Source organism: Prevotella pectinovora, assembly GCF_041323955.1.
In the GTDB taxonomy this organism is placed as follows: Bacteria; Bacteroidota; Bacteroidia; order Bacteroidales; family Bacteroidaceae; genus Prevotella; species Prevotella pectinovora.
In genome coordinates, this window is the sequence record NZ_JBGLIV010000001.1 from 1,700,662 (window position 1) to 1,719,803 (window position 19,142).

General features: G+C 40.9%; 19 protein-coding genes. All 19 read right to left on the minus strand.

Annotation, left to right across the window (positions count from 1 at the left end):
- Positions 1 to 223: 223 nt before the first annotated feature.
- The 19 genes from ACDC99_RS06750 to ACDC99_RS06840 all read right to left on the minus strand — a co-directional run bounded on the left by ACDC99_RS06750 (position 224) and on the right by ACDC99_RS06840 (position 19,110).
- Positions 224 to 1,168: a hypothetical protein gene (locus ACDC99_RS06750; RefSeq protein ID WP_370756292.1), complete on the minus strand. Its 945-nt coding sequence runs from the start codon at positions 1,166 to 1,168 to the stop codon at positions 224 to 226.
- A gap of 73 nt (positions 1,169 to 1,241) precedes the next feature.
- Complete coding sequence (locus ACDC99_RS06755) at positions 1,242 to 2,720, minus strand: hypothetical protein (protein WP_370756293.1); 1,479 nt, start codon at positions 2,718 to 2,720, stop codon at positions 1,242 to 1,244.
- A 12-nt stretch (positions 2,721 to 2,732) separates the two neighbouring features.
- Positions 2,733 to 3,416, minus strand: a complete 684-nt coding sequence (locus ACDC99_RS06760; protein WP_094387991.1) for a PP2C family protein-serine/threonine phosphatase — start codon at positions 3,414 to 3,416, stop codon at positions 2,733 to 2,735.
- A 137-nt stretch (positions 3,417 to 3,553) separates the two neighbouring features.
- Positions 3,554 to 3,895 (minus strand): hypothetical protein, encoded by a 342-nt coding sequence (locus tag ACDC99_RS06765; protein WP_370756295.1) that lies wholly within the window; start codon positions 3,893 to 3,895, stop codon positions 3,554 to 3,556.
- 163 nt (positions 3,896 to 4,058) lie between these two features.
- Positions 4,059 to 5,315, minus strand: a complete 1,257-nt coding sequence (locus tag ACDC99_RS06770; protein WP_042518019.1) for an ATP-binding protein — start codon at positions 5,313 to 5,315, stop codon at positions 4,059 to 4,061.
- Between the two features lie 180 nt (positions 5,316 to 5,495).
- A complete protein-coding gene (locus ACDC99_RS06775; protein ID WP_370756297.1) occupies positions 5,496 to 6,530 on the minus strand; it encodes a leucine-rich repeat domain-containing protein in 1,035 nt (344 codons plus the stop codon).
- Positions 6,531 to 6,536: 6 nt separating this feature from the next.
- Positions 6,537 to 6,890 carry a hypothetical protein gene (locus tag ACDC99_RS06780; protein WP_370756299.1) on the minus strand — a complete coding sequence of 118 codons (354 nt, stop codon included), beginning with the start codon at positions 6,888 to 6,890 and terminating at the stop codon, positions 6,537 to 6,539.
- A 103-nt stretch (positions 6,891 to 6,993) separates the two neighbouring features.
- Complete coding sequence (locus ACDC99_RS06785; protein WP_370756300.1) at positions 6,994 to 8,373, minus strand: hypothetical protein; 1,380 nt, start codon at positions 8,371 to 8,373, stop codon at positions 6,994 to 6,996.
- Between the two features lie 168 nt (positions 8,374 to 8,541).
- On the minus strand, positions 8,542 to 9,099 hold the full coding sequence (locus tag ACDC99_RS06790; RefSeq protein ID WP_370756302.1) for an NADAR family protein: 558 nt from the start codon (positions 9,097 to 9,099) through the stop codon (positions 8,542 to 8,544).
- A gap of 16 nt (positions 9,100 to 9,115) precedes the next feature.
- Positions 9,116 to 9,664 (minus strand): hypothetical protein, encoded by a 549-nt coding sequence (locus tag ACDC99_RS06795; protein ID WP_370756303.1) that lies wholly within the window; start codon positions 9,662 to 9,664, stop codon positions 9,116 to 9,118.
- Positions 9,665 to 9,740: 76 nt separating this feature from the next.
- Positions 9,741 to 10,685: a hypothetical protein gene (locus ACDC99_RS06800; RefSeq protein WP_370756305.1), complete on the minus strand. Its 945-nt coding sequence runs from the start codon at positions 10,683 to 10,685 to the stop codon at positions 9,741 to 9,743.
- 5 nt (positions 10,686 to 10,690) lie between these two features.
- Positions 10,691 to 12,565 carry a RelA/SpoT family protein gene (locus ACDC99_RS06805; RefSeq protein ID WP_370756307.1) on the minus strand — a complete coding sequence of 625 codons (1,875 nt, stop codon included), beginning with the start codon at positions 12,563 to 12,565 and terminating at the stop codon, positions 10,691 to 10,693.
- 197 nt (positions 12,566 to 12,762) lie between these two features.
- A complete protein-coding gene (locus tag ACDC99_RS06810) occupies positions 12,763 to 13,446 on the minus strand; it encodes a PP2C family protein-serine/threonine phosphatase (RefSeq protein ID WP_370756309.1) in 684 nt (227 codons plus the stop codon).
- A 102-nt stretch (positions 13,447 to 13,548) separates the two neighbouring features.
- The gene (locus tag ACDC99_RS06815; protein WP_370756310.1) at positions 13,549 to 15,042 is read right to left on the minus strand and encodes a DUF3298 domain-containing protein; all 1,494 of its coding nucleotides are present in this window, start codon (positions 15,040 to 15,042) and stop codon (positions 13,549 to 13,551) included.
- Positions 15,039 to 15,377, minus strand: a complete 339-nt coding sequence (locus ACDC99_RS06820) for a hypothetical protein (RefSeq protein WP_044073006.1) — start codon at positions 15,375 to 15,377, stop codon at positions 15,039 to 15,041. Before ACDC99_RS06820 ends, ACDC99_RS06815 begins: the two co-directional genes overlap by 4 nt.
- A gap of 39 nt (positions 15,378 to 15,416) precedes the next feature.
- Complete coding sequence (locus ACDC99_RS06825) at positions 15,417 to 16,361, minus strand: serine hydrolase family protein (RefSeq protein WP_370756313.1); 945 nt, start codon at positions 16,359 to 16,361, stop codon at positions 15,417 to 15,419.
- Positions 16,358 to 17,200: a hypothetical protein gene (locus tag ACDC99_RS06830; protein WP_370756314.1), complete on the minus strand. Its 843-nt coding sequence runs from the start codon at positions 17,198 to 17,200 to the stop codon at positions 16,358 to 16,360. Before ACDC99_RS06830 ends, ACDC99_RS06825 begins: the two co-directional genes overlap by 4 nt.
- Before the next feature lie 22 nt (positions 17,201 to 17,222).
- Complete coding sequence (locus ACDC99_RS06835; protein ID WP_370756316.1) at positions 17,223 to 17,576, minus strand: hypothetical protein; 354 nt, start codon at positions 17,574 to 17,576, stop codon at positions 17,223 to 17,225.
- Positions 17,577 to 18,189: 613 nt separating this feature from the next.
- Entirely contained in the window at positions 18,190 to 19,110 is a 921-nt protein-coding gene (locus ACDC99_RS06840; protein WP_370756318.1) for a hypothetical protein, read from the minus strand.
- Between the last annotated feature and the right edge of the window lie 32 nt (positions 19,111 to 19,142).

Here is a 19,142-nt window from a genome sequence, read left to right on the forward strand (position 1 = left end):
ACAATACAAATAGCCATTAGGAGGCAAAGATTTCTTGTCTGCAGAGCAAGATGTCATTGTACTTAAAAACATCATCATTAATATAATCCACGAATACATATTGAATCTCATCTCACAATACCCTAATTCGTGTCGGGCACAACTTCTAAGTTTGTTATTTTGTATGTTTATGATAATAGAGAGAGAAAAGTAACCTCTAATCTATCACTTCATTGGCTTGACATCATCGAAATTCATCTCTTTCTCTATCAAGAAAATCTTTGGCCAGTCTTACTAGTCTTTTGTTTGCAAGACACAGATGTTCCTGCAAGTTCTTCTTGACAGCATTACTTCCTATCTTTCCTCTCTTGTAGTTCTTGATGAGTAGATTGATATTTTCGAGTTTGCTTCTTAGCAACCATTCAAACAGTGTACCTTGCTCACGAGGCAGATCGGAATACCACTCGTCGATGCCGTCACGATGTGCCCGATAAGTGGTTAGCGTGTACATATAGTCATCGTGAATGAGTTTCGTTGTCTCTTTGTCATTACACAGATCCGCCAGTTGCTTGTATGCTTCTATCAGCCGATAGTCAACAGGCATGACAGAACGCCAGGCTGCCATATTCATGTCGGCTTGGGTACCACAGTCGTATGTTTCCACAACTCCATTAATTACCCGAAATAGTTTTTCGTAACTATTAGGTTCTTGCCATTCGCCACCTGTTTTTTTATAGAAGTGCTTCATCTGTAGTCGTGCTACCTCATGCCAGACAAAGGATGCGCTTGCTTCATCCATACCAGAATTGACCATACTTGCGTATGAATCGAACAGGGCAATAACGATAGAAATGGTGTCTTTGTAGTCTTTTGTAATCCACTTGTTATACTCTTCATTGTCCATGCCCAAGTCTTCCAAACTGTAGCTGCCAGTTTTGCTATACGCTGTATCTGCAATGGATAGCAAGGAGTCAACCGTATGTTCTGAACAGGTAACGTATGCCATCACTTTTTTCTTGTCAACATCCAGATGTTTCAAGACAAATGGAATGCTGTCTTTAGCAACCATCACAGTATCGGATTCCTGATTATCCAATCCGCCTTTATTTCCTTTACAGGATACTACGGAAAGGACAAACAGAAACAATACCGACATTTTGAATATTGCAGTAGTTTTCATGTTGTTCATTTTTGTTATTTAATTTCTATTCTTGCCACCTCATCCACATTCTTTATCCTACGGATATTTTCAATGGCTTGCTTTAGTTCTTTGGAAGAATGCACCTCAGAAAACATGAGATTTTTTTCACAAGCATTTCTGCCTCCTTTGGTTTGGGCATGTTTTCTCTCGCAAGCGTCACCTGAATGTTATAGACAGCGGAATCATTTGTGGTCGCACTGTGTGCATAGCTAAGTGATTTCAACTGACACCATTTTAACATGATTAAGGAGTCACGAACTATTGTTCCTGGAGTATATGAAATGGAATCTGTTGGTATAAACGCTTCTTTGTCATCGTAGTCGTAAATGACAGATCCGTTTTTCAAAGCCTTGATATGAGTGCGTACTTGGCTGTTCTTTGCTTCTATTAGTTTTACTTCCAGTCTTTCATCAGATTTATAGTCGTACTCCGAGAGGTGCTCTTCTACAATTTGACAGATACTGTCCTGCAGTTGATGGCTAATATGATTGTCTTTACGATACTCGCTATTACAGATGTCATAGAGAGTGTAATATCCGTTCTTACGCAGTTCCAACTCGCCAAACCAATGTCTTGCTGTATGATAGACAAAGGCATCATACTCCGGTTTCACCAACAGACCATATCTGTCACGCAGTCCTATCTTCCCTGTTTTCTTGTCCTCTATGCTGAATATGCCAGGATAGGTGTCAAGAGTATAATATCCGGTTCTTCCTACATTGAAGCATGTGTATTGGTTGTTGCCTATTGCCAAACTTGGCAACATTATGCCCACATAGATGGCTGACATAACGGACAGCAACATTTTTTTCTTGTTCTGGTAAAATGAACTACATACATAGATCACCATGCTAAAACTGATGCCCAACATGGCCATTCGCAACAGTCCGGCATGGGTTTGGGCAAAGAAGAATATCAGCATGGATATAACCAACACCCACACTTTTCCTTTCTCCAATCCATAATATCTTTTAAGCAGATGGAAACTCAGTGTCGGAGCCACGACACAGGCGAACAGACATATCCTCGCATTCATAGCGAGACCAGCATACAATGTGCCTGTTGTTATCAACAGTAGGGAACAGTATGTCCTTGCAGTCTTATCCGTCCAGAGCAGTTTGCCAAGTGCGTCTTTCCATGTCAAGGTGTCTGTCAGAAAACCCTTACGGAAGATATTGACGAGGAAGACCGCCAAAGGAACTACCCACAACCATGTAGCCACAGCTAAAGTAAGCCCTACATACCACCATTGGTCAAAGTCGATGTTCAACAATGGAAATACTTTTGAGGCAAGCTCATTAAGTTTTATGTCAAGTTCTGTACTGACAGCGAAGGCTGCCAATCCCATGAACAGCAGTCCTGGAATCCATGATTTCTTTTCCCTATGGTAAAGCGTGAACGAGAGCAGCAGACGTGACATAATAAGTAACATCACAATCCATGTTGCAGGAGTAGCGACCCATGCTATTCTGCTTCCCAATGCGGCTATAGTCCACAATGAACAGATAGCCAAATCAATTTCTAATAGTATCTTTCTCATCTTATCCTTATTTTATTCTATTTCCATCAATATTGCCGTATAGTTGTCATCACCTTGTTTTTGACAGAGAAAGTCAAATACATCAAGTATCTCTTCCAAGGGCTTGTCGTCCAACATCCTTGCTTGCAGGATGTCTGGAGCTATGCTTTTGTATAGTCCGTCCGAACACAGCAACACTCTGTCACCAGTCTGTAGCTGGATTTGTCGAATATCTGGTACAGCCACTTCCGGACGGTAAGAGAAGAAGCATTTGGCAACAATCTCCCATCCGAAATCAAGCCGGATATGGTCTTTTGTCTGATAAAGTAATCCATCACCAGGTCTTTGTACATAACAACGACTATCACCAATATGTGCAATGGTTGCCACATCGTTCTCAATACTTACCATGACCATGGTCGTACCCATCTCTGCATGATGAAGTTCAAATGTCTTTTTGTCAATTGCACAACTCGCTTTCTTGCAAGCAAGTTTCACCTTTGAGTCACAATCGGGCATACTGATATGCTTCTTCCAAAAGTCAGATATAGTATTGCATACCGTTTCACTGGCTGTCTCTCCAAAGGAATGACCGCCCATACCGTCACAGACTATTCCCATGAAACAATTGTGCTCTGGCATTTCCAAAACGTTAAAGCAATCTTCATTATTGCTTCGCCGACCAGTCTTGCTTATTGTTGCATATCTTATCTCCATATTAATGTTAGTTATACGAATAAGGCTCGTTTCAAGTAGTAAGCCTTGACAAGACACCTACATTGAAACGAGCCCTGTATTATATATGCGTATTCAAAGTGTTGGCTATCCCCTTGCCTGTTTTTTTTCTTTATGTGTCATTTTAATGTAATATCATCCGTTACTTTCATATCATCGTATTCATCATCCCAGTATATCATTGGTGCCAATTCTTCCCTTAATTCAGGGAATTGATACTCTCTTAACTTTTCCAATTTGTTTTCAACCTCATCTTTTGACTTTGCAAATACAAAACTACAATGCCAATAATTGTCGCTGAGATAATCACATTCATCAAACCAAAGATGATGTTTCACGAACTGTCCTACATATACACCATCCTTGGGCATTTCCTTACACGAATAGTCTGCTATCTCGTAAATATCCTTAAACGTAGTTCCAAGGACATGTATCTGCTCTGTAATCTTAATTTTCTTCATATCGATTTCCCTAATCCGTGTCGGGCGCAACTTCTAAGTTTGTCTGTTTATGAGATATAGAGATCAGAAGTAACCATATCCTATCAGAAAAAAATTCTTATTTTTCTATAAAGCTCACTTTGTTCAAACATTGCTTTGTAAGCACGATGAATCAAATGTCTCATTATACACCATTTAGCACCCATTTCCAAACAGGCACAACCTCTATTTTCAACCCATCGCGCTCCATCACTCCCTCGTCCTCGTATGTCACAATCATTGCCTTTTTCAGAGGATATAAAGAATTAAGGGCTACCAAGGCTTTTACCTCACGTTCCAATGTAGACTCGTCGCTCATTCTATAACTGGCTTGAACAGCCAGACCCTCGTCGGGTACATAGAAGTCAACCTCAATATTGCGGTTGAAATAATAGATGCCACAGCCATACTTCTTATATAATGTTATGGCACATAGGTTTTCAAGCAACAGTGTGTCAGGGTTGTTGATGAAGAGGTGCAACAGTCCGTTGTCCACAAAATAGTGCTTCTTCACCGTTTCTTTTTCTGTGAACTTAGAGGCATAGTTGTCCAATGATATCAACAGACAAGACTCCTGCAAATATCTCACATACTCCATAATGGTTGACGCACTGCATCGAACACCTGTCGACTTAACCAAGTTGCTCAATCTGTTCAACGAGCAGGGTTGCATCACGCTTTCTGCCAAACGACGCACACACAGACGCAGGGCATCCTCGTTCTTTATCTTATGACGCACAATAAGGTCATTGAAGAATATGCGGTTGTACAAGCTGTTGAGCCAGATGCGCTTCTCGCGGAAGTTGACCAATTCCGGGAAACCTCCCCATTCAAAGTAAGTTCTGAAATGACGCTGCAACTCATTAGCCTTCCTGCCATACTGCCATCCTCCTGCAATGTTTACACCAACAGCCGTAAGGTATTCGTTAAAGCTATACGGAAAGACATTCACACTAAGATACCTGCCTCCCAAAACGGTCTCTATGTCACGGCTCAGCATCTTGGCATTGCTTCCCGTAACATAAACACGATACTTCAAGTTAGCAAGACGACGCGCAAAGTTAGCCCAACCATCCACATTCTGTATCTCATCAAAGAAGAATATCGGCTGACCGCTATACATGCTGTGATAGGCTTGAATTATGAGATCGAAGTCTGTAGCAGCCATCCCTTGCAGACGCTCGTCATCGAAGTTTACATAAACAATGTCCTCCAAAAGCTTTCCTTCTGCCAATAATTGCTGCACACGTTGATACAACAAGTAGGATTTTCCTGCCTGTCTTACACCCACAAACACATAGTTGCCATACTCTTCCAAGTCAAGGGGACGCTCCACCAACGGTATGCTTCCTATATATTCTTGATTCTCAGAGATTATCGTTCTAAATATTTCCTTATCCATACTCTGCTTTTTCCTACAAAGATATGATTTTTATTCGGTGGTGCAAAATAAAAATGGCGAATTTTATTTTGCACCACCGAATAAAAATCATATCTTTCCTGCGGATAAATAACGAAAAATCATCGAAGGATTATCTAAGATGTATCGAAGAATTATCGAATACTTAACGACCGTTGCATTTCAATCCCAAAAAGCAAATTTGTCATACGAGGTGTCTTGCACAAACACTTTATCTCCAAATACCATATCGTCGGGCTTCTTTATTCGAATGATGGGGCAACAGGCGAAAGCACAATCCCCTACACTCGCATTTGACAGAAATTTGATATATAAGAGTCTCTCGTTATGATAAAAAGCTTCTGCTCCTATTCTCTTTAAAGAGTTTGGAAATACCGCTCTTACCATGTTGGAAGGATAGAAGGCACGAACACCTATTGTCTCCAGTCCTTCAGGGAAGTTAATGGTTGCAAGTCTTTCGCAGAATCGGAAAGCATAATCTCTTATCTCTCGGACTCCACTATGCAGTATGACCTTTCGCAGATTACCGCAGAACATAAAACCATCTATCTTCCTAACCGATGAAGGAATGTCAATCTCATGTAGAGAATAACAACATTCGAAGCCATTCAAATAGTTTAGGTTTCGTGGCAGAATTATATTCTGCAACGCTTCACAGTGTCGAAACGCATTTCTTCCTATCTGTGTTATTTCATCATGCAACTCCACACTTTTCAATGATATGCATCCGTCAAATGTGTCGCTCTCTATCTCCATTATGGAACGTGGAATGACAATATGTTCCAATGCTTCACAACCCATAAAAGCAGCATCGCCTATTGAGACAATATCATTATGCAACTCTATATCCCGAAGCCGTTTTTGCAAACAGAAAGCAAACGGTTCAATGACTTTGACGCTTTGTGGAATTATGAAATGCTCTTTCTCTTGCCAACAGTATATCAGACGACTCATGTCTTTGGAATAGAGAACGCCGTCTTTGAGTGTTATATAATCAGACTGATTATCAATCTCTGAAATTTGCACTTTGAAACATTTCGTCGGAGCCGCACAAACAAACGGACGTTGTTCATACGATGCAAACGGACTTTCAAATTGTGTTTCTATTTGAATAGACTTTGGAATATGAAGGACTCCGATATTGTCGTAGTTCTTCCACAACAGCTCATTCTGTTGCATAATGACTTCCTTTTCCATTGCGTTTTAGTCTATATCATCCGTTACCATCACATCATAGAAACTGTCGTCGCCAGCCCAATAAATCATGGGAGCCAATCCCTCCGAAAACTTGTTGTAGTTGGTTTGTGGCGAGACAATCTCCAGCTCTACAAGTTTTCTATCCAGTTCCTCTTTGGTTCTTGCAAACACTATATTCCAAAAGAACCGGTCTTCTGACGCATAGTCTTCTGAGTCGAAACAAGGATATAGCTTAACGTCTTTACCAACGTAGATGCCATCTTTATCCCATCTCTTAATGGCATACAAAATAGCCTCAGTTACATTCACAAACTTTACTCCGAGAACAATAAACGAATCTGTATTCTTAATCGTCTTCATATCAATTGACTTTGCTGTATTTTACATAAACGGTTTCATGTATAGCACAACTATACTTCACTAATGCTGTCTTGCGCCTTGATGGCATCATGCACCTTGACAATTATTTTTCCAAGGTGAACTTCTTTACAACCTTACCTTTTCTGTCTATCACACCATAAAGATTAATTTCCTTATCATTAGTCATGCCAAAGCCATCTTCGTCAGAATAGAACCTGCCGTCTGGATTGATTTCCCATCTCACTTCTGCCACACCATTTTTATAATGATAGATGTCTCCAGGAAAAACGAAAGCACGACATTTTACTATGTCAACAACTTTTTCCGATAATCCTTCCAAACTTCCCCAATCAATATCGTCATCTGTAACAGCCACAAGCTGTTCTCTCTCAGACATAAACTCGTATGCACATTTCGCGTCATCATCCATCAGATAGCGAGGTTTGCAGTAGCCATCTATCGCTTGCCTCACTAATGTCATGCCCTCTCCGAGGCTTCCTTGACTGTATGGAGATTCATTATACCGGGAAGTCCCCAGTACCTTATAAAGTTTCTCTTCTTCAGACATGTTTGCATAATCTGCTGAACCATCATCATACAGCAGAGATTGAGGATCCCCGAGGGCGAATAAACTGCGCAAAGCATCTTCCTTTCCGAGCGCGAAATCATCTTCGTTGATTTCATCCTCATCCTTTGCCATACTTAGGTAACGCAGTTTCCTTATCAAGTCACGTTCTTCCTCATTCGCAATATTATACGCTTCCTGTATAAAGCTATCGAAAGATTTTTTTAAAGCCTTTGCTGCCCTTTCATTAAGAGAGTCATCTCCTTTAACTTTCATTTTAATATCCGCAAACCTCACAAGCCGTCCCAAACACCTGGATTTACTGAGATTTGGCGTTTCATTCAAAAGTTCATCATATCCATCATTCAACTGAACAGACGCATTATTTTCTCCTTTCGAATTAGCTTGCACATTCATCTTCGCTTCTTCATATGACTTATATCCATATATGGCTGCAGCCAATGAAGTAAAACGATCATTATCAACGACCTTTACCGCATCTAACATCATTTCTCTTATTTCATCAGGAGTATTGTCTGTCAATTCTTCAAATTCTTTCATCGTCACCACAACAATGTTATACCATTCATTTCTTCCCGACAAACGAACCTGCGTCATAGGTGATTTTTCAACAGTCTCCTTACCTATTCTTACTACTTCGTAATTGACGGCACAGGCAACATTTTCTTTAACCGGTATTGGGAAACGTAAATGAATGAGTAGCCCTTTGCTTTTTACAACACTCAACGCCACCTGGAAAGTACAATATTTCCCATGTACTCCTGTTATAAACACTTTATCTTCACGGTTGGGTTCTATACCATCCGTTGCAAACATTTTTTCAATACAATCCTCAAGAGTAATAACCTTTTGATTGGTATTGTTGTATTTATTTTTGAAAACATTGAATAATCCCATAGTAAATACCCTAATCCGTGTCGGGCGCAACTTCTAAGTTTATTATTTGTTTATGAGATATAGAGTATGGAAGTAACTACATCCTATCAAAAAGCCTCTAATCTTTCGAACTCCTTCCTGAAATCCGACATTCATATTCAATATCGGCGAAATATACAAGGCATAATGCTATGCTTCAGGCTCATATCGTACCGATTTGGCTATAAGCTCTTGAGTTTTGTTTCGATAATCATTGTTTTCTCGTAACTCTGTCAATATACTGCAAAACTCCTGCTCAGTCAATATCGTTTTGTATGGATTGCTCTCGCCCTTAGTATGATATAATGCCATACCACGTGTTGCCATCAAAGCTGTACGGAAACGCTCACTCTGTTCGAACATAGCATTATAGGCTTGGCGGACAAGAGCTGCGAACTCTCCGCTCTGTCGGTCTATAGCTTTACCTTTCCACCATACTATCTGGTCAGTTTGCCATCCTGCCGAAGTCTGTTTCTTTGCATCTTTTCCTTTCATGCTACATATTCGACGCTGTTTGTTTATGTCCTGCAGCTTCAATGATTGGAGAAAACCCTCCATACTGCCGCAGACAACGCCTTCAAAACGGAAGCCATTGCTGCAAAAGTTACTCAACACATCAGCAGGATAAGCATTCTTTGACCATATGTCTATAGCTTGCCCTCTCCATATCTGCCACTTTACTCTTATCTTTCTGAATATTGAAATCATATTCTTCGTTAATTTGTTACAAATAGTAAAACCTCTCGTAGTTGAACCGTGACAACTCACTTTGCGTGGTGTCCAATGTCTTTAGGCGTTCGGGTATCTCATGCAGTGGTATGCCGTCGTCCAGAAGCCTTCTGAGTTGGGTGAACATGATGCGGTTTGTCCGGTCCATGCTCTCTTTGTCAGTAGCCACACCATACTCTTCTGCTTCACTCATCTCAGATATAATCATACCAGAGAACAGGCCATGCAGTCCTTCCTTCTTGGCAAACTCCATGGCATGACACCATATACCGATGATGCCTCCACAATGTTTGCGAAGATAATAGGCTTGCGGATGCCCGACGATAATACCGTCAAAGCCTTCCTCCCCATCGTTCATACGGAAGTACAAGCCATTGTTCGAACCGTGACCAAGCAGCATGATACGCTCACTTAGCGACGTATGGCGAAGCTGATACCCGATTTCTTTGTTGGAGCAATATGATTCCATCACTCGTGCTCCCAACCCTTCATAAAGGATTGAGAGCATTTCGGTCGTTTTATCTGTCGGATGTATCACTAACATAGTCTTTCCTTTTGTCTCGTTTATGATAATAGGGAGAGAAAAGTAACCTCTAATCTATCACTCCATTGGTTTGACATCATCGAAAGTCATCTCTTTCTCTATCAAGAAAGTCTTTGGTCAGTTTTACCACTCTTTTGTTTGCAAGAGACAGATGTTCTTGCAAGTTCTTCTTGACAGTATTGTTGTCTATCTTTCCTCTCTTGTAGTTCTTGATGAGCAGATTGACATTTTCGAGTTTGCTTCTTAGCAACCATTTAAACAGCTCACCTTGCTCACGAGGCAGATCGGAATACCACTCGTCGATGCCGTCACGATATGCCCGATAAGTGGTTAGCGTGTACATATAGTCATCGTGAATGACTTTTGTTATCTCTTTGTCATTACACAGATCCGCCAGTTGCTTATATGCCTCTATCAACCGATAGTCAACAGGCATGACAGAACGCCAAGCTGCCATATTTATGTCGGCTTGGGTACCACAGCTGTATGTTCCCATGACTCCATCAATCACCCGAAATAGTTTTTCGTAACTGTTAGGTTCTTGCCATTCACCACCTGTTTTTTCATAGAAGTGCTTCATCTGCAGTCGTGCTACCTCATGCCAGACAAAGGATGCGCTTGCTTCATCCATACCCGAATTGACCATACTTGCGTATGAATCAAACAGGGCAATAACGATAGAAATGGTGTCTTTGTAGTCTTTTGTAATCCACTTGTTATACTCTTCATTGTCCATGCCCAAGTCTTCCAAACTGTAGCTGCCAGTTTTGCTATACGTTGTATCAGCGATGGATAGCAAGGAGTCAACCGTATGTTCTGAACAGGTAACGTATGCCATCACTTTTTTCTTGTCAACATCCAGATGTTTCAAGACAAATGGAATGCTGTCTTTAGCAACCATCACAGTATCGGATTCCTGATTATCCAATCCGCCTTTGTTCCCTTTACAGGAAACTGGGGAAAGGACAAACAGAAACAATACCGTCATTTTAAATATTGTAGTAGTTTTCATGTTGTTCATTTTTGTTATTCAATATCTATTCTTGCCACCTCATCCACATTCTTTATCCTACGGATATTGTCAATGGCTTGCTTTAGTTCGTTGGAAGAATGTACCTCAAAATCCACCGTGGTTTCCACAATGCGGTCTTGGGTTACTGTATGGAGTTTCGAAATGGATAGGTTCTGTTGCTCTGTAATGCAAGCAACCACGTCACTGAGCAGATGATGGCGGTCGATGCCACGGATGCAGATACGGACGGGGAAAAGGAATTGTTCGTTCTCCTTGAAATCCACAGCTACAATGGTATCGCCCTGCTTGGATGCCTGACGGATAGCGGTGAGGCAGTTGCGCTTGTGGAGCGTAATCTGTCCCTCTGTATTCTTGAAACCGACGACTTCGTCTCCCGGCAACGGATGGCAGCAGGAACAACGCTTATACTCCATCTTTGGACGGTCGGTGAAGAAACTGCCCAAACTACGCTTTGCCTTATAGGTAAGCACATGGTTCTGCCAATCTGCTTCAGGTACTGCATCCTCTGCAGTGCCTATCTCTACACAATCGCCACGATGGAGCACCGTCTTGACAGAGGACAGCTTACCATTGATACGTGCATACACGGCATGAAGTCCAACTTCGGTATGAATTTCGAAGGCAAAATCGAGTGCAGTGGCATACTTGGGCAGTACGATACATTTGCCTTTGGGTGTGAAAGCCATAATGTTATCATGGTAGAACGATGCCGTCACACCATCCATATAGTCCATCTCGTTGGTGTGGTAAGCTATATCCTTGAGCACAGCCCTGAACTTTTCCAACCATGCCTTTAGGTTTTCCTCCGTGCGTTCAGCAGTACAGCCAAGGCGGTTGTTGCGTATCATACGTTCAGACGAGATATGCACTTCCTCCCATTGTCCCTTTGGATTGAGAAACTTCACATGGAAACTCTGGTAGCCGTTCTCCTTCGGAGCGTTGATATAATTGACCACAGAACAAGGACGCTCCTTGAAATAGTCGGACAACACGGCATAGATATGCAAGCTCTGCTTCTTCTCCTCCTGCAAGCCGTCAGCCTTGTAGATGATACGCAGGTAATGCTTGCTGTCGATATGTTCGAAATCACAACATTTGGACTGCATCTTGCGCCAGATACTGTAAGGTGAGCGCATACGGAGCTCGATGCGTGCGTCAATGCCGTTAGCTTCAAGTATCTCCTTAGTCTTGGCGATAAAGACATCCACATCTGGTTTTTCCGACAGCTGAAGTTCAGCCAACTGCTTCTCTATTTGTTCATACTCACGTGGACAGCGATAGCGGAACGACAGGTTTTCAAGTTCCGTCTTTACGTTATACAAACCAAGGCGATTGGCAAGAGGGGCATAGAAATAATCTGTCTCCGAGGCAATCTTCATCTGCTTGTCAGGGCGCATACTGCTTAGCGTGCGCATATTATGAAGTCGGTCTGCCAATTTCACCAGGATGGCACGCACATCAAACTGTACAGACGATAGCATTTGGCGGAAGTTATCCACCTGCTTCGACTGGTCATACTGAGCTTTCTTCTGCTTAGTCACGACACCGACAAGAAATGCCACATCATCCCCGAAACGTTCACGGATCTCATCTATACTGTACGGACAATCCTCTACAACATCATGTTGAAACGCTGCCATGACAGGGTTAGCTCCCAGTTCCAACTCTTCTGCCACAATGCGTGCCACGGCAACAGGGTGACTGATATAGGGTTCACCCGACTTGCGCAGTTGGTCTTTGTGGGCATAAGCGGCAAAGTTGTATGCTTCATGCAGCAAGTTCATCTGCTTCTCGTCCACTCGTTGAGCCATCAATGTGAAGATAGCGTCCACATCGGTTTGTATCTTCTTTTCATACTTCTCATTCATAGTCTTTTCATTTTTATCGTTCATTATAAGAGAGTGGAAGAGTTGTTGATATTATATCAACTTTCTTCAGAAAACATGAGATTTCATGTTGCAGGAGTACCGACCCATGCTATTCTGCTTCCCAATGCGGCTATAGTCCACAATGAACAGATAACCAAATCAATTCCAAATAGTGTCTTTCTCATCTTGTCTCTCTTTTATTCTATTTCTATCAATATAGCCGTATAGTTGTCATCACCTTGTTTTTGACAGAGAAAATCAAATACATCAAGTATATCTTCCAAGGGCATGTCGTCCAACATCCTTGCTTGCAGGATGTCGGGTGCCATGCTCTTGTACAAGCCATCAGAACAGAGTAATATCCTGTCTCCTTTCTGAATGGTGAACTGCCTAATGTCGGGAACAGCGACTTCTGGACGGTAGCTGAAGAAACAGCGTGACACAATTTCCCATCCGAAGTCAATGCGCACATGATCTTCGGTTTGGTAAAGTAATCCCTCACCTTGCCTTTGCAGGTAGCAACGGCTGTCGCCCACATGGGCTATTGTCGCCTTGTCGCCTTCAATGCTGGCCATGACCATCGTAGAACCCATCTCTGCATGGCTGAGGTCATAGGATTTCTGGTTGATGGCATTACAAGCCTTTCTGCAAGCCATAACAACTTTTTGGTCACTGTCTGGAGTGTCTGTATTATCCTGCCAGTATTTTGAAATGGCATCGCAGACTGCCTCACTTGCCACCTCGCCAAAGGAATGACCTCCCATGCCGTCACATACTATTCCCATAAACAGGTTGTTTTGTGGCATATCAATGACCTTGTAAGCATCCTCGTTATTATGCCTTCTACCGGTCTTACTTATTGTTGCATATCTTATCTCCATATTATGATTATTTTTAGTTTATGATAGTATAGAGGCAAATGTAACATTTTATATATAAGTAACGTAGCTTTTTCTCTTATATTATTCTTGATATTGTCATTTTTACCACTTGATGAATCTTTGCAACTTTGGTTTCAAGTCCTCATGCTTGGAATAGTCGAACATCAAACATCTATTAGCTTCCTTGAAAGGTATAACTGCATGGTATTCGCCTGCAGCAAAGCAATCAATCTGATAAGGATGATATGTCAAGACAATGCCTTCTGGCAGTACGGCAAAGTGAGTCAAAGGAAAATCCTTCTCGGTAAATGCCTTTTCGTTGTAACCATTCCATCCAGCCCAATCATCGCAAGAATAATTATGTACAAGAAATGACCGCATTACCTCGTCCATACCGCTTGTATCAATCATTGGACAATGGAAAGAGAAAATACTATGCGTGAAATCCTCCCATGAATTTTCACGTTCGTAGCAAAAATCGTATTCTTTCTTCAAACTCTCCAATGCTAAATGCCGAAAATGTTGTACCATCGCAGGTTTCACGGAATTGTTGACATCCAACAATCCGCCTCTTCGCTTGTCATATGTGATGTAATACTCACGAGGTAAATCATGAAGTCCTCCATTGTAAAGACTTGCCCAATAATAGTATGTGGTATAGTCTTCACAGTCAACCACTTTCTTCACTCTTATATTGCAAGTCATTCTAAGCTCCAACGTATCTTCTATTTGATACTCTGCCCGACAAAGTTTTTCCCACAATACACCATATTCATCCAAAGAATGCAGTAAATCCTTTAACGATGTACACTTCCCAACTGGAATGCCCCTATTGTTTTCCAACTGATAAAACGCATCGTCTCTAATAGCAGCCATCATCCATTCCCGAATAGCCTTGTCAGACTCAGCATCACCTTTCGGTATATCCAAATCAACACTAAATCCAGCTTCCATCCGTTCGTACTTACTCCTTGGCTTGATATAATAGTTCTTTGCCAATCTTTCTGTTGTCGTATCGGGGGCATCACTCTTTTTCTTTGCGTTGTATAAGTCACCGAATGAAACATCTTTTGTTTGTGCCCCTGCCACCAAAGTTACCATACCTTCTTTCTTAGGTTTGCGACAAAACACATCATCTTGGAGTCCAACACATTTTCCATCAGAGAAGCAAATCGTATCAGAACTTGCGAAAAGATGTAAGCTTTTCCACTGACCAAGATAATAAAATCCAGACTCACAGCATGGAGATGAGAACAATATCTTTCTATCCTTAATGTCATAAACATCATTGTCGTCAATGCTCACATAGTTGACGGTATTGTCAATAGAAGTGATATTTGTTGCTCCAATTTGAGGATAATAGAAGCCATTACGTTCATACTTTAGAAGGTAGCATGGTGTCTTTTCATCGGAATGTTCATAGTTCCAAACGATAAACAGACTGTCACCAATTCGTTCTTGAATAGTGAACGTATCACCATCCAAGACAAGGGTATCTTCGTCAATGACTTCCCCTTTTAATCCGACTCCCATACGCAAACCATGACAGCCAGTAAGAACTGCAAGCATAAGGAATATAAACAGAAGTTTTTTCATAGTGTAATATCATCTGTTACTTTCATATCATCGTATTCGTCGTCCCAGTAAATCATTGGAGCCCATTCTTCCCTAAATCCAGGGAATTGAAACTCTCTTAACTTTTCCAATTTGTTTTCAACCTCATCTTTTGACTTTGCAAATACAAAGCTACGATGCCAATAATTGTCGCTGAGATAATCGCATTCATCAAACCAAAGATGATGTCTCACGAGCTGCCCTACATATACACCATCCTTGGGCATTTCCTTACACGAATAGTCTGCTATCTCGTAAATATCCTTAAACGTAGTTCCAAGGACATGTATCTGCTCTGTAATCTTAATTTTCTTCATATCGATTTCCCTAATCCGTGTCGGGCACAACTTTTATTGTTACTTCTTTCTATTCATCAACCATTCAATCAGTAGGTTCACCTCTATGCTCAACATTCCAATAGTTACTGGAAGTTTATGTGGACGAACAACAACCATACCGATGGTATATTTCGGATTATCAGCAGGGAAGCAACCTACGAATGTAAATTCGTCCGAACTTCTTTTATTGTCATCACATTGTAGAATGTTGTATATACCTGCCAGTTTAATACCTCTTGGAGCAAGCCGATGTTGTATGCCTGTCTTCTCAAAAATGCCAGTAGCTATTTTCTTGACATATTCCAAAGATGATTTTTGATGATACATTTGGTTAAAGGAGATTGCCAACTCTATAGCATTACTCTTTTGGATGGTATCATACGCTTGTTCCCATAAATCCGCTCCATTTGGCATGGTCATGAAAGCCTTGTACATTCCGATTCGTGACTTCATCAGTAACGCATTTTCAAATGTAACTTTTCCATAGCCACCTCTTCGCCAATTATGGTCACGTATTTTTAGACTATCATTAACTTCCAATATTCCGCATTCGGTATCGACCATTTTCCCTAAAGACGTATTTGACTTCTCTAAACATTTTGCAGCTATAAAGGGTACAAAAATATCTGTGGAACAAACCTGTTTCTTGAATGGTACATATACCATGTCACCACACCATCCACAATCGTCATCTAACTGTTTCTCCAATGATGCCCATGCTAATACTTCTGATGTTGTGGCATCAATAACGGCTATTTGCCCATACATACCATCTGTTTCTAACATCATATTTCTATCTAATAGGTTGTAGCATGAGTCTATAAGTTCTTTGTCTGCTAATGGACAAATTTCAACACTATTGTTGAAATAGGAAACTTCTTTTCTCTGAGCATAGACACCTACGCAATAGAATATTAGCATAAATACCAATAATGTTCTAAATGCTTGTGTTATTGTTTTCATTCCATTTCTACACCTTTAGGTTGTACAATCAGTTCCAATCGCTTGATATCCTCTTCTGTCAGATGGATATTTCCTCCATTTCTGTAATAGTCGAGCACTCTTTCAGCACCATGGCGTCCCAATACAGCATGTTCTTCTGCTTTCATATAATATTCCACAGCAAGTTGCTTGTTTGATTTGCCATTCTCATCAGGCTCATAATAGAGGTCGCCAAGAATCAGATTGGCGAGAGGTACACGATGAGCAATTATGGCAAGTTTTGTTGCATCTGCTCTCAGTCTGCCTTTCCAGTCAGGTATGGTAATCAGCAGTTCTGCCAAGGAACAACCTTGATCTGCAGCCTCTTTTATCATATTCATCCCCGATATTGTGTCGCCTTGGTCAACAGTAATCATTCCGAGGAGAGTCTTTGCTTCAGGACTGTCGCTCGCACGCAGCATTTGCTCTATGCTGTCTGGATCCTCTTGAATATACGACTTATAGCCATCCATTAGGAGAAATAATGTTTTGTAATCATTACCATCTGGCAAGCCGTAGATATAGTCATCTATGCGATTGATTGCTCCACGCCCCTCTGCCATGTGAGCCATAGTAATCATTCCGAAGAAATCCTTCTTCACACCAATACCATCTCGATAACAATCTGCCAGTTTCAGATATGCCGAACCATCGCCCCAGCGAGCTTGATAGAGCAATGACATGACTGAGTCCTGCGGACTTACAATCAAACGTTTCTGTTCTGTCAACTTTGTTGCAGAAGCCATTTCTTCCATTATTTGTTGTTCCGAACAACTTGCAAGGAACAACATCATTATCATATATACGAACCAATTTTTCATCTTAAATTTCTTGTTTTTATTCTTACTTACTCAACATAGCATTGGCCTTCTGGGTATAGTCAGCAGCTCTATCTCTTGCTTTGTCTGCTTTATGAGAATATACCAAAGTTTTGTCTGCCATATTCCTCGCCCTGTCTTGATATATCTTCGCCCTGTCATATTTCTTCTGTCTTACATAATACTCGGCTTCTCTTAAATTATTTTGTGTCTGTCTGTTATAGTAATCCGCCTCTCGTTGGTAGCTTTCCGCTTGCCGCAGATAATATGCAGCTTCACGCTGGTACGATTGGGCTTGGCGAACGTAAAAACTTGAAGTCTGAGCATTAATTGCCAGATTAAACATGGAAAATAACAATATAACCACTAAATGTTTCATATTTCAGATGTATCAATATTCTTTCTTATGATAGAGTTTGGAGGTAGAGCATCCATGTGCAGCACAATTAACACACTCTGTATGCCCAGGCTTGTGCTCATAAATTTGACAACCGCACCCACTGTTACATCTTCCATAAAAGAAAGACCGTCCTTTGAAGGAGACATCAGAGTTAGAACGTGTCTCTACATAATCAGCCACAATCTCTCCTGTTCCTCCGCATCTGTTACATGTATATCCTGCATAAACACCATATCCGCTACATAGTGTACATGGGAACGTCTTCTGACTTTCTTCCTCATATATGTTTTCATTTGCGTATGAACCACTCGCAGTTGAAGGTTTTGAGTCACAACTTACAATTGTAGAAGTGACTATAATGCAGAACAATACTACAAAGATACTTGCTAATGACTTCATATTTCAATACCCTAATCCGTGTCGGGCACAACTTCTAAGTTTGTTATTTGTCTGTTTATGAGATATAGAGTACCGAAGTAACCATTTACTATCAGAAAAAAACTGCATTGGAAAACAAAAAGCAGAAGACCATGGAATACAAACTACATAGCCTTCTGCTATTTTATACTTTCAGAATAATCCTGCTGATTGATTATCTTTTCAAAGTGAACTTCTTTACAACCTTACCTTTTCTGTCAATAGCACCATAAAGATTAATTTCTTTGTCATTAGTCATGCCAAAGCCATCTTCGTCAGAATAGAACCTGCCGTCTGGATTGATTTCCCATCTCACTTCTGCCACACCATTTTTATAATGATAGATGTCTCCAGGAAAAACGAAAGCACGACATTTTACTATGTCAACAACTTTTTCCGATAATCCTTCCAAACTTCCCCAGTCAATATCGTCATCTGTAACAGCCACAAGCTGTTCTCTCTCAGACATAAACTCGTATGCACATTTCGCGTCATCATCCATCAGATAGCGAGGTTTGCAGTAGCCATCTATCGCTTGCCTCACTAATGTCATGCCCTCTCCGAGGCTTCCTTGACTGTATGGAGATTCTTTATACAGGGAAGTACCCAATACCTTATAAAGCTCTTCTTCAGACATGTTTGCATATTCTGCTGAGTCATCATCATACACTTTATTCCATAATACTTGATACACATTCCTTCCTTCACATTTTAATAACATTAAAAACATGAAGAGAATTATTTTTCCAATACTTGTCCATACACCTTTGAACGCCATACTTCTTACAACGGAATACATTGTTCCATAGTCATCCACACTGATATTGCAGTACTGGATATACGCAATTATAGCGTTTATCAAACAACCAGCAACAAATAAGTAGAAGCCAACTTTTTCTGCTTTCAAAAGCCAATAGAATCCAGCAATGGCAATACATACAGCACAAGTGCTTCCAAGAGCATAAAGGTCAAAGCCATTGTCTCCTTTCATGAGGTTAATCAAGTTCATAATCAAGCCTAAGCCTGAAAAGGCAATATTAAGCCACAGAATAGCATTAAACCATGAATTCAAACCATTTCCATTCTTCAGTTCCATATTATTCTCCCTATATTCGTGTCGGGCGCAAC